The 12,631-nt window shown below is 54.9% G+C and carries 11 protein-coding genes; all 11 read left to right on the top strand.

Going from position 1 to position 12,631, the window contains the following annotated elements:
- Positions 1–289 precede the first annotated feature (289 nt).
- The 11 genes from ACX1DY_RS11750 to ACX1DY_RS11700 all read left to right on the top strand — a co-directional run bounded on the left by ACX1DY_RS11750 (position 290) and on the right by ACX1DY_RS11700 (position 12,604).
- Positions 290–1,462, top strand: coding sequence for a BMP family ABC transporter substrate-binding protein (locus ACX1DY_RS11750; RefSeq protein ID WP_458964383.1), 1,173 nt, complete (start codon positions 290–292; stop codon positions 1,460–1,462).
- Between the two features lie 104 nt (positions 1,463–1,566).
- Positions 1,567–3,099, top strand: a complete 1,533-nt coding sequence (locus tag ACX1DY_RS11745; RefSeq protein WP_458964382.1) for an ABC transporter ATP-binding protein — start codon at positions 1,567–1,569, stop codon at positions 3,097–3,099.
- Positions 3,096–4,211, top strand: coding sequence for an ABC transporter permease (locus tag ACX1DY_RS11740; protein WP_458964381.1), 1,116 nt, complete (start codon positions 3,096–3,098; stop codon positions 4,209–4,211). The genes ACX1DY_RS11745 and ACX1DY_RS11740 overlap by 4 nt, the downstream gene beginning before the upstream one ends.
- 30 nt (positions 4,212–4,241) lie before the next feature.
- On the top strand, positions 4,242–5,171 hold the full coding sequence (locus ACX1DY_RS11735) for an ABC transporter permease (RefSeq protein ID WP_458964380.1): 930 nt from the start codon (positions 4,242–4,244) through the stop codon (positions 5,169–5,171).
- A gap of 35 nt (positions 5,172–5,206) precedes the next feature.
- Positions 5,207–5,737, top strand: a complete 531-nt coding sequence (gene uraD, locus ACX1DY_RS11730) for a 2-oxo-4-hydroxy-4-carboxy-5-ureidoimidazoline decarboxylase (protein ID WP_458964379.1) — start codon at positions 5,207–5,209, stop codon at positions 5,735–5,737.
- Complete coding sequence (gene uraH, locus ACX1DY_RS11725) at positions 5,734–6,075, top strand: hydroxyisourate hydrolase (RefSeq protein WP_458964378.1); 342 nt, start codon at positions 5,734–5,736, stop codon at positions 6,073–6,075. Before uraD ends, uraH begins: the two co-directional genes overlap by 4 nt.
- A 39-nt stretch (positions 6,076–6,114) precedes the next feature.
- Positions 6,115–7,509 (top strand): allantoinase, encoded by a 1,395-nt coding sequence (locus tag ACX1DY_RS11720; RefSeq protein ID WP_458964377.1) that lies wholly within the window; start codon positions 6,115–6,117, stop codon positions 7,507–7,509.
- Complete coding sequence (locus ACX1DY_RS11715) at positions 7,473–8,747, top strand: hydantoinase/carbamoylase family amidase (protein ID WP_458964376.1); 1,275 nt, start codon at positions 7,473–7,475, stop codon at positions 8,745–8,747. The genes ACX1DY_RS11720 and ACX1DY_RS11715 overlap by 37 nt, the downstream gene beginning before the upstream one ends.
- Positions 8,748–8,769: 22 nt before the next feature.
- Complete coding sequence (locus ACX1DY_RS11710) at positions 8,770–9,999, top strand: pyridoxal-phosphate-dependent aminotransferase family protein (RefSeq protein WP_458964375.1); 1,230 nt, start codon at positions 8,770–8,772, stop codon at positions 9,997–9,999.
- Between the two features lie 31 nt (positions 10,000–10,030).
- Positions 10,031–11,845, top strand: a complete 1,815-nt coding sequence (locus tag ACX1DY_RS11705; protein WP_458964374.1) for an adenine deaminase — start codon at positions 10,031–10,033, stop codon at positions 11,843–11,845.
- Between the two features lie 306 nt (positions 11,846–12,151).
- Positions 12,152–12,604 (top strand): IDEAL domain-containing protein, encoded by a 453-nt coding sequence (locus tag ACX1DY_RS11700; protein WP_458964373.1) that lies wholly within the window; start codon positions 12,152–12,154, stop codon positions 12,602–12,604.
- Positions 12,605–12,631 lie beyond the last annotated feature (27 nt).

Below are 12,631 nucleotides of genomic sequence, written 5' to 3'. Positions count from 1 at the left end.
GATAGATTTATCGATGAATGCGGCTGATGGATGGCCCGGCAATATAGACAGCTCTTGGATCGTAAATATAACATGAAGTTCGCTGAACCCCATGTTCATGTTAGGGATTATCACATATTTTAAGCATAATTCAAGCTAATCTAGTGCCTAAAGCACAAAAAAATCAGATCTTCTTATCAATCGCCACAAACGTATGTTATATAAATTTACGTGAGCGCCGTGTCTCAGTATAGTAGAGATACATTAATGGCAGCAGCTATTATGAGAGATCTTTTGGAGGAGGAGAATTATGAAAAAGAGGGGTCAGACAGTTACTTTCAGCTTCGTATTCATGTTTCTGTTAGCGGTGGTTCTGGCGGGGTGCGGCGGCAACAGCAATTCCGGTACAAATGCCAAAGCGTCTGAAGCACCGGCAGCGTCAAATGCGGGTACAGCCACAGAGGCGGCGGCATCAACCGAGCCGGCAGCCAAGAAGCCGACTGTTGCTTTTGTCTACATCGGGCCTCCGGGTGACGGCGGGTATACGTATCAGCATGACCAAGGCCGTCAGTATATGGAGAAAGAACTGGGCATTAAAGCGGACACCGTAGAAAATGTTCCGGAAAGCGCCGATGCCGAACGCATTATCACTGAGCTTGCGCAATCCCACGACATTGTATTTACAACAAGCTTTGGGTATATGGATTACACCCTTAACGTAGCCAATAAATTTCCAAATGTAAAATTCATGCATGCTTCCGGCTACAAAACAGCTCCTAACATGGGAACTTACTTCGGTAAAAACTATCAAGGCAGCTACTTGGCGGGTATTGCCGCCGGTAAAATGACCAAGAACAATCAGCTTGGTTACGTGGGAGCCTTCCCGATCAGCGAGGTTATCTATAACCTCAATGCCTTCACACTGGGCGCACAAAGCGTTAACCCTGATGTTAAGGTCAGCGTAGTCTGGACCAATACCTGGTATGACCCTGCTACTGAACGCCAGGCGGCGATCAGCCTCCTGGATAAAGGCGCGGATGTGCTGCTCGCTTATCAGGACTCAACTGCGACCCTGCAGGCGGCTAAGGAACGCGGCGCTCTCGCTGGAGGTAACGACTCCGACATGAGCAAATACGCACCGGATAATTATTTGACCAACCCTGTATGGAACTGGGGACCTTATTATGTGAAGGCTGTGAAGTCGGTCATGGACGGAACCTGGACGAATGAACAGTATTCGGGTGATATGGCGGACGGCATGATTGATATCGCCCCATTCGGCAGCAAGGTTCCGGATGACGTGAAGAAGCTGGTGGAAGATGCCAAAGCCAAAATTATCAGCGGAGAGCTGAATGTGTTCACCGGCCCTATCTCGGATAATCAAGGCAAGGTTCAGGTTCAGGATGGCCAAAAGCTGACGCTTGAGGAGGTTCTGGCGATGAACTGGCTTGCCAAAGGTATAGAAGGAACAATCCCGAAATAAAAGCATCACCGAACTATATATTGGCACGGCCTTATGGGTGGGGCGGGTTCCGTAGCGGGACCTTCCCCACCCGTACTACAACTAGAAGGAAAGGAGCGTCCCCTATGCAGGACCATTCAGTTGAAATGCGCGGGATTGTGAAGAAATTCGGTTCTGTCACGGCCAGCGATCAAGTCGATTTTTCGGCAAATGCGGGTGAGATACACGCGCTGCTTGGTGAGAACGGAGCAGGTAAAAGCACGGTTATGAGCATGCTGTCAGGTGTGTACAGAGCAGACGCGGGCGAGATTCTGCTTCACGGCAAAACGGCTAAAATCCGTTCCCCCAAAGATGCTGCACTCCTTGGCGTCGGCATGGTATTTCAAAACTTCAGACTGGTGCAAAGTCTCACGGCAGCGGAAAATATCGTGCTTGGCGAAAAGTCGTCTTTCTGGCGGGGCAGCAAGTGGATCAAAAATAAGCATAAGGAAATCGGGGCGCTGGCGGAGCGGTTCGGGCTGAAGTTTCCGGTTGACCGTCCGGTCTGGCAATTGTCCGTCGGCGAGCAGCAGCGCGTTGAAATCGTCAAGACGCTGTACCGTGGCGCGGATATCATCATTCTGGATGAGCCGACCTCCGTGCTTACTCCGGGTGAGGTGGAGCAGCTTTTCGCCACACTGCAAGTAATGAAGCAAGCCGGCAAGACGGTCATCATGACCACGCATAAAATGAAGGAGGTTATGGCCTCCTCCGACCGTATTTCCGTTATGCGCAAAGGGAAAATGATTGCGACGCTGGTTACTGCCGGGACCGATGAACTGGAGCTGGCCCGGCTGATGGTTGGCCGTGAGGTTGCGATCACCCGCCAGGAGCGGGAGGCTACGGCAGGAGAACCGCTGCTCATTGTCAGGAATTTGGAGGTTTCAGCCGATCATGGCCGTAAGGCGCTGGATGGCTTGTCCCTGAACGTATGTGAAGGGGAAATTGTAGGGGTCGCCGGGGTTGCCGGTAATGGACAGAAGGAGCTGGCGGAAGTGCTGACAGGACTTAGAGCCTGGAAGAACGGTGAAATCATATTTGACGGCAGCGCGGTAAAAACAGCTTCGGTACGGGGCGCGATCGACTCAGGAATTTCCCACGTGCCGGAGAACCGGATGAAAAGCGGTCTGGCCGGGCGGCTGGGCTCTGTGGATAATCTGCTGTTCAAATCCTACCGCAGCAGCGAGCACTCCAAATTCGGCATTCTGAAGGCCGCGAAGAACCGTTCCTGGTCGCAGGAGCTTGTGCAGCGCTTCAACGTCAAGACGCCGGAGCTGGATACGCCAGTGCAGCAGCTATCAGGCGGGAATCAGCAGAAGCTGCTGTTCGCCCGCGAGGTCAGCCATCAGCCAAAGCTGATGGTTGCCGTCCATCCGACGCAGGGACTGGATGTCGGCGCTACTGCCGGAGTGCATGAGCTGCTGATGGAGCTGCGCGGCTCCGGCAGCGGGGTGCTGCTGATCTCGGAGGATCTGGATGAGCTGCTGCAATTATCGGACCGGATTCTGGTGATTTATAACGGGGCGATTATCGGGGAAAGTGATCATGAGCATGCGGACCGGGAGCAAATCGGCCTGATGATGGCCGGGATCAGGAATAAGGAGGTTAGCGCCGTATGAGCCAGAAAAATGCAGCAAATGCTGCGCTGCTTAATTCCGTTCCGGCTAAACCCGGAAAACGGCTGCCGATGCGTCTTGAGTATGACGCCAGCCGCACGCGTTCCCCCTGGTGGTCGCCAATTTTATCCATCCTACTGGCGCTGCTGCTCTGCGCTGTATTTATTGCCGCTAACGGCATGAGCCCGGTAACTGTATATGAGAAAATGTTCCGCGGCGCTTTTGGTACTTCTTACGGGTTCACCGAAACGATGGTGAAGGCCATCCCGCTGCTGCTCTGCGGGCTCGGTATCGCAGTCGCATACCGGATTTCGGTCTGGAACATCGGTGCGGAAGGCCAGCTTACTGTCGGGGCGATGGCTGCTACGGCGGTGACGATTTATTTTCCTAATCTGCCTTCGTTCTGGTCCATTACATTAATGCTTGTGCTCGGAACCGCCGCCGGCGCTCTCTGGGGACTAATGACCGCCATTCCACGGACGCATTTTGGTGTTAATGAGCTGATTACTTCACTGATGCTGAATTATGTAGCCCTGCTGGCATTGGATTATGTGGTGTTTGGACCGTGGAAAGACCCAAAGGGCTTTAACTTCCCGGGTTCGCCCATGTTTACCGCTGCTCAATCACTGCCGGTGCTGGGGACTACGAGACTGCATATTGGGCTGATCTTTGGCCTGGTTGCGGTCGCCATCTATTATCTGATGATCAAGTTTACCCGTTGGGGTTATGAACTGCGTCTGATTGGAGCCAATCCTACGGCTGCCCGTTATGCGGGGATTCATATCAAGAAGCATATTATTATTGTCATGCTGATCAGCGGAGGTCTGGCCGGTATTGCGGGAATGGCCGAGGTTTCCGGTGTTACCCACAAGCTGATGCAGGGAATTTCGCCGGGCTACGGCTATACCGCCATTATTGTCGCTTGGCTTGCCAAGCTGAATCCGCTCGGCCTTATTGTCACCTCCGTTCTGTTCGGGGGATTAATTGTCGGCGGGTACAGTGTGCAGACCATCGGACTGCCTTCGTCCATTTCGGAAATGCTGCAGGGTGCGATCCTGTTTTTCCTGATTGCCGGCGAGATGATCCACCGTTTCCGCATCCGCCGGAGCGCATAGCAGCATTCTCTTATAGAAGGGAGCAAACCCATGGATTTCACAACACAATTATTGATAGCCGCCATTTCCGCCGGAACGCCGCTTTTGCTGGCGACGCTTGGAGGTATATTGAATGAACGGGCAGGCATTATCCAGCTTGGCGCGGAGGGGCTGATGCTGATGGGGGCGGTCACGACCTGTATCGTCTACATCCGCAGCGGCAATCTGCTGCTGGCCCTGCTTGCAGCCATTGCCGTCACTGCCGTGCTCGGCATGGTTCACTCCTTCCTCTGCGTCACACTGCGGGCGAACCAGACGATGTCGGGCCTTGCAATGACTCTGTTCGGCAGCGGCCTCAGCGCTTATCTTGGTAAGTCAATCAGCGGCATTCCGCTGCCGGGCACTTCGCCGAAGCTTGATCTGGGCTGGGTGAAGTCGATTCCGGTGCTCGGTGATATTTTCGGCAGGATGGATTATTTGACCTGGTTCAGCCTGCTGCTGGTGCTTGTGCTGCATCTGCTGATTCACTATACCTCCTGGGGCCTGCATTTGCGGGCGGTTGGAGACAGTCCGGCTACGGCTGACGTTATGGGCATCCGGGTGCAGCTCATCCGCTACAGCTATGTAACCGCCGGTGCTGCACTGATCGGCCTTGCGGGCGCCGATATGGTGCTGGCCTATGCGCCGACCTGGAATGAAGGGCTCACGGCGGGGCGGGGCTGGATTGCCGTCGGTCTGGTGATTTTCGCCAGATGGAATCCGCTGCGCGCTTTGTTCTGCGCCTATTTCTTCGGAGCGCTGGACTCGCTCGGTTTCCGCATTCAATTGCTCGGCAGTGTAATCCCGTCTTATTTCCTGAAGATGATTCCGTATGTTGTAACGATCCTTGTGCTTATGTACCTCGGTTACCGTAACCGCAACAAGCCTTCCGGCACACCGGAGGCGCTGGGGACCCCTTATATCCGCGAGCAGCGGTTCTAAAGGGCTCAAAAGAATGACAGAAGGAGGGGAAGAGGATGACAGCACCGGCTTTATTTTTGACACTTGAAGAGATTAACAGCATGAGCAGGGATGAATTTGTGGCGAGCCTCGGAGGAATCTTTGAACACTCCCCTTGGGTGGCGGAGAAAGCTTACGGGCATATCCCCTTTCATTCTGCTCAGCAATTGCATAACGTGATGCTCGAAGCGGCGCGAAGTGCCGATCACAGCCAGGTTGAGGAGCTACTTAGAGCACACCCCGATTTGGCAACAAGGCTGCAGGTCAGTCCGCTGTCGGCAGTGGAGCAGCAGGGGGCTGGGCTTGACCGGCTGACGCCAGAGGAATTCACACACTTGACGGAGCTGAACGCAGCGTATACAGAGAAATTTGGTTTTCCTTTTATATTGGCTGTACGCGGCAAAAACAAGGATGATATTATTGCGGCCATTGAAGAACGTGTGAACCGTACGCTTAAGGAAGAATGGGAGCAGGCGCTTGCGGAGATTGGTACAATCACCGGATTCCGGCTTCATGATCTGATCATTGAAAAGAGTGCGGAAGCATGAGCGGGCGGCTGACTACCCATGTGCTGGACCTGTCCAGGGGAGTGCCGGCTGTAGGCATGAAGCTGCAGCTTTGGAGTCTTGTGGACGGAGAAGGCACGCTGCTGCGCGAAGCTTCAACGAACAGTGACGGCAGGCTGGACGCGCCGCTGCTGGAAGGGCCGGAGCTTGTGCCCGGCTGCTACGAGCTGCTGTTTATGGCCGGGGATTATTTTCGCGGGGGCAGCATGCCGGTATTCGAACACATTCCGATTCGTTTCAATATTACTAGTTCAGATGACCATTACCATGTTCCGCTGCTTGTAGCTCCAGGGGGATACAGTACGTACCGGGGCAGTTGACTAGAATAAGAGCACAAGTGACCGGAGGTGACCTGTTTTATGACGGAATCATACGAGCTTATCATCAAAAATGGGGATGTAGTGCTGCCCGGAGAAGTGCGCAAACTGGATGTTGGAGTGAAAAATGGCAAGATCGCCGCGCTGGCTGAAGAGCTTCCGGCTGCTGAGGGAACCACGGTCATTGATGCCAAAGGGCAATATGTACTGCCTGGCATGATTGATATGCATGTCCACTTCAATGAACCTGCGTTCGGCCACTGGGAAGGCTTCCGCAGCGGTTCGGCTGCGCTTGCGGCAGGCGGCTGCACCTGCTACGCGGATATGCCGCTGAACGGGAATCCGCCTACAGTGAACAAGGCTGCGCTTGGGCTTAAGGCGGAAGCTGCCTCCGGGAACTCGGCAGTGGATTATGTGCTGTGGGGCGGACTGGTTCCCGGTAATCTGGAGGATTTGGAGGAGCTGGCGGCGGCCGGAGTGACCGGCTTTAAGGCTTTTATCTCCAATCCCGGGGGTGAGGGGGAAGGGCGCTTCCGCGAAGTGGATGATGAGACGCTGTACCTGGGAATGCAAAAAATCGCCGCGCTCGGCGGTATTCTCGCCCTGCATGCGGAGAGTGAGGAGATTACAGCGGTATTATCGGCGGATGCCATTCGCAGCGGCAGGGTGGGTGCGCGGGATTTCGCCGCTTCCCGTCCGGCGCAGGCGGAGCTGGAGGCTGTAGCCCGGGCGCTGCTGTATAGTGAACGAACCGGCTGCCGGCTGCATTTCGTGCATATCAGCACCTCCGCCGCGATTGAACTGATCCATGCAGCCAAGCTGCGCGGCCTGAATGTGACGGCGGAAACGTGCCCGCATTATCTGCTGCTGAATGAAGACAGCATGGAGAAGCTCGGACCGGTGGCCAAATGCGCGCCGCCGCTGCGCAGCCCGGAGGAACAGGAGAAGCTGTGGAAGGTGCTGGCCGAAGGCAAAATTGATCTGATTGCCTCTGACCACTCCCCTTGTCCGCCGGAGCTTAAGCTCGCCCCGGGTCTGTCGTTCTTTGAAGCCTGGGGCGGGATTTCCGGGGCGCAGAGCAGCCTTGAGCTGATGTTCCATGAAGGTGTGCATGTGCGTGGCCTGCCGGTTACGCAAATCTCGGCTTTGCTGGCGGAGCTTCCCGCGCGGCGTTTCGGACTTGATCACCGCAAAGGCTCCATCGCGCCTGGGCTTGATGCCGATTTGGTGCTGCTAGATCCTGCTGCGGACTATACATTGTCTGCGGAGGATCTGCTCTACCGGCACAAAATTAGCCCGTATGTTGGGATGGCCTTATCCTGCAAGGTAACGGCTACGATCTGCCGGGGGAATATAGTGTACACTGCCGAACAAGGCGTAATTTCAGCGGATGGGGGCGAATGGCTGCAGATTCATGGCGGGCAGCCTGCCCTATGACCCCGCCGCTACTAAAGGCCCCGGCCCTGGAAATGCTGGCGCTGCTGGAGGAATTGGCAGCATTCAGCGCTCCGGGGCCGGGTGTTACCCGGCTGCTGTACACACCGGAGTGGAGCTCGGCGCAGCATTTTCTGCAGGAGAGAATGGCTGGGCTCGGACTGGAGGTCTATACTGATTCTGTCGGCAACGTGTTCGGGCGGCTGAACGGGTCTTTGCATAAGGATAAAGTGATCCTAACCGGCTCACATATTGATACTGTTGTAAACGGCGGCAAATATGACGGCGCATACGGAGTTGCCGCCGCTATCACCGCGCTGCATCATTTGCAGCAGACCTTTGGACCGCCGCTGCGGACAGTGGAGGTTGCAGCCTTCTGTGAGGAGGAGGGCAGCCGGTTCCCGCTGACGTTCTGGGGCTCGGGCCATGTGACAGGCCTCTATGACGGAAGCGGGGCGGAATCCGTCGCCGATGCTGAGGGTGTTACGCTTATGGCGGCGATGCAGGCCTGTGGCCTGGGCCATGTGAACTCCTCTTTGAGAGATGACATCGGCATGTATGTCGAGCTGCATATTGAGCAGGGGATTATTCTCGAGCAATCGGCACTGGAAATCGGGATAGTTCAAGCCATTGTTGGTCAAAGACGGTATACTGTCAAGGTGAGCGGAACAGCCAATCATGCAGGGACAACGCCGATGGGGCTGCGTCAGGATGCGCTTGCCGGTACGGCGGAAATGCTGCTTGCATTGGAGCGGTCCGCTGTGAAGGCGGGAGATCCGCTGGTGGCGACAACGGGCAGGCTTGAGGTGCTGCCGGGCACGCCGAATGTGATCCCGGGAGAAGTGCTGTTCACGCTGGATATCCGCCATAGTGAGGCGGCGCAGCTTGATAGCTTTTGCTCCGAAATGATTATAGAATTTGAAAATATTGCGGCAGGGCGGGGGCTTGCGCTGGAGGTAAATCAGACGTTAGCCACAGCTCCGGCGCCCATGAGCAAGGAGCTTTGCGGAGCCCTTGAACAAATTTGCCTGGAACAGGGAAGAACCTACCGGAGCATGGTAAGCGGAGCGGGGCATGATGCCCAGTTGTTCGCGCCGAAATGCCCTGCGGCGATGATTTTTGTGCCCAGCCGGGCAGGGATCAGCCATTCACCGGAGGAATATTCTTCGCCTGAGGAGCTGGTAGCCGGACTGGATGTTTTGACAGCATTATTATATAAGCTTGCCTATGAGGAGAGCTGAACATATAGAGGGAGAGATGATCATGAAGCGGTACGAAGATTTGTCGCCGTCCTTGCGGTGCATTATGACCCCTGGACCGGTGGAGGCCGATCCGCGTGTGCTGCGGGCGATGTCTTTTCCGATACTGGGACAGTTCGATCCCGAATTTACCAGCATTATGAATGAAACGATGGAGATGCTGCGCGAGCTGTTCGCTACCGGCAATAAGTGGGCATATCCGGTTGACGGGACCTCGCGTTCCGGTATCGAAGCGGTAATGACCAGTCTTATTGCGCCGGGCGACCGGGTGCTCATTCCGGTCTTCGGCCGGTTCGGCCATCTGCTGCATGAGATTGCTGAACGCTGCGGCGCTGAGGTATTTACCATTGAGCAAGCCTGGGGCAGCGTGTTCACGCCGGAGGAAGTCATTGCGGCTATTCAGAGCTATAAGCCCGATGTGGTTGCAATGGTCCACGGCGAAACCTCTACGGGACGCGTACAGCCGCTGGCGGAGATTGGCCGGGCCTGCCGCGAGCATGATGCGCTCCTGATTGTGGATGCAGTGGCAACCATCGGCGGCGTGCCGGTGGAGACGGATGCCTGGATGCTGGATGCCGTGATCGGCGGCACGCAGAAATGCCTCTCTGTGCCGTCAGGCATGGCGCCGATTACGTACAATGAACGCGCCGAAGCCAAGCTGCTGAAGCGCAAGCAGGTGGAGCGTGGACTGCGGACCGGCGGCGATCAGCGCAGTGAGCTGCCTGTGGTGCGCAGCAATTACTTCGACCTCGGCATGCTGCAGGATTATTGGAGTCCGCAGCGGCTGAACCATCATACAGAGATGACCTCCATGCTCTATGCGCTGCGCGAAGGCCTGCGTCTGGCGCTGGAGGAAGGGCTTGAGGCGCGGTACGCCAGACATGCTCTGCACGAAAAAGCACTCGTAGCTGGACTTACGGCGATGGGCCTCAAGCTGTATGGTGATCCCGAGAGTAAGCTGACTGTCGTAACCTGTGTGCTTATTCCCGAAGGTGTGGACGGCGAGTCGGTGCGGGTAATGCTGCTTAGCCGGTTTGGCATTGAGATTGCCAGCTCCTTCGGCCCCCTCAAAGGACTGATCTGGCGCATTGGCACTATGGGCTTCAGCTGCCGCGAGAATAACGTGCTGCGTCTGCTTGGAGCGCTGGAGGCCGCGCTGCTGCGCCACGGCTATGCGGTTCCGTGCGGGCTTGCTGTACAGGCGGCACTTGACGTATATGAGGCGAAGGTGTAATATCGGCTGATTATGAGCTAAGCGGGGAGGAATGGAAGTCATGTCTTTTCAAAGAAAACCGCTCGCGGATTGTGTGCCTGAGCTTGTGGCTACAGCCCGCGGCGATCAGCCGGCTACCTTGGTCATCACTGGGGGCAAGCTGGTCAACGTCTGCTCCGGCGAAATATTGGAGGGGATGTCTGTTGCTGTGCAGGGAGGCCGTATCGCCTATGTTGGCAAAGATGTCTCGCACATGATCGGCCAGCACACGCAGGTCATTGAAGCAGACGGGAGATACATCGCTCCGGGATTGCTGGACGGACACTGCCATATCGAGAGCACACAGCTTACCGTGACGGAATTTGCCCGTGCAGTGCTGCCGCTGGGGACCACCGGCGGCTTCTTCGACGCGCATGAGATCGCCAATGTCTTCGGGCTGAAGGGCATCAGGCTGATGCTGGATGAGATGCGCGGGACACCGCTGGCCGCATACATGCAGGTGGCTTCCTGCGTGCCTTCGGCGGGTGCGGAATTTGAGACGACCGGGGCTTCAATTGGACCGGAAGAAGTGGCGGAAGCCTATACCTGGGGCGCGGATGTCATTGCCTTGGGCGAAGTGATGAATTTTCCCGGCGTAGTCTATGGCGACGAGAAAATGCTCGGCGAGATTCAGGCGACGCTGCGGGCAGGCCGATATGTGGATGGGCATTTCACCTGGCCGTCTAATGACTGGCGGCTTCCGGTATATGCGGCTGCGGGCGTAACCGGCGACCATGAATGTGTTACAGCCGAGGATGTGATTGAGCGCGTCCGTCTGGGCATGTATGCCAAAATGCGTCGCGGCTCCGCCTGGCACGACGTGGCGAAGACGATCACCGCGCATACGGAGCACGGGCTGGACCCGCGCCGGATGCTGCTTGTGACCGACGACCGCAGCTCCGAATCGCTGCGTGACGAGGGCCATATGGACTTCGTTGTGCGCCATGCGATCTCCCAAGGGGTAAAGCCGGTTACCGCCTTCCAGATGGCGACGATCAATACTGCTGAGCGCTTCGGAGTTGCCCGCGATATCGGCTCGATTACGCCTGGCTCATGTGCCGATATTATTTTGCTTGATGGAAATCTGGCGGATGTTCATGTGGTTATGACTATAGCATCAGGTGTTGTGGTGGCCGAGAATGGCAGAATGACCGCTGAGCTTCAAGCGTATACCTACCCGGATAAAGTGCTGGCCTCTGTTCATTTGCCGCAGCTTCCTGTGGCGGAGGATTTTGTGATCCATGCCTCTATAGAATCGGGCAGTCTCTCCACTCGCGTTATCAAGGTGATTGAGAACCATGTGGAGACCGGGGAGCTGATTATGAAGCTGCCTGTAACGGATGGTAAACTGCAGGTTGGCAACGGACTATGCAAAATAGCAGTATTTGAGCGTCATAAAGGGACTGGAAATAAATCGGTGGGCGTTGTAGCGGGAATCGGCTTCCATGAGCCGGCGGCTATCGCCATGACCGTTGCCCATGACAGCCATAATGTGCTGGTGATCGGCAATGACGATGCCCTGATGGCCGAAGCAGCCGGAGCGGTTGCTCAAGCACAGGGTGGTGTGGCTGTAATTACAGCCGGAGGAACCACTTTGTTCCCGCTGGCGATTGCCGGACTGATGTCCGCCGAGCCTTTTGAAATTGCGGCGGCCCAGTCGGCCGCCATCAGCAAAGCGCTGTATGATTCGGGCTGCACGCTGAATTATGCATTTATGACCTTGTCCCTGCTGGCTCTGGCGGTTATTCCTACACTGCGGATATCCGATAAAGGCCTTGTGCGTATTTCTCCAGAAGAGGGAATTCAACTGGTGTCCCTTTTTGTCTAAAGAACGATTTGGAAATGAATGAAGCCTTTCATTAAGATGAAAATGAATAATTTTGCCTGGCCTCTATTGCTTTTGGAGAGGATTTATCCCTCGACAACAGTTTAAATAGAGGTCTTTTTGAATTTAAGGACATAAATTAACCATTTCATCACATTTAGAAACATGGTTTATTAAATTTTAACAAAAACCATTAACAATCCATACAGAATGGACGATAATAATTTTAAATTAGTTTAAATTGTTGTCATATCATGATTTTGCAGAAAAGTTACAGAAAGCCCAAATAAGAGGAACGGGGTGTATGAGATGTTGAGATTGGATACACAGGACATCGTGAATATCACCATGAAGCAAATTACAAGTATTTTTAAAATGAAGCCGGTTGAACTGAGATTTGTCAACGATTTTCAGGGGGAGCAATATCTCTTGACGAATGATAAGCTGCATCTCAGCAATCAGCATTATTGGGCCAAGGTGATGGATTGTGTGTTTGATAATCATGTGCGGCCGGTTCTGATGTGTGAGGTGCTGTACTTCCTGCGGAATGAGTTTTTGGAGAGTGACATCAAGCTCAGATTTTCATACGATTTCTCGGACGGGGCGAATGGCGAGGCGGTGGCTTCGGCGGAGGTCAGCTTCAATGATACGCCGGAATTGCAGCCGGAAGAGATTGCTGAATTAATTGATCTTGCGCTTGCTATGCAGGATAAGCAATGGTTCGAGGAACTGACGGCCAAATACAAGCAGTTGACGGTATGAGCTTTATGGTTAATGCATAGATCCAGC

This window comes from Paenibacillus sp. BAC0078, assembly GCF_054483875.1.
The sequence above is the reverse complement of the archived record's forward strand: the minus strand, read 5'-3'. Positions and strand labels throughout refer to the sequence as shown.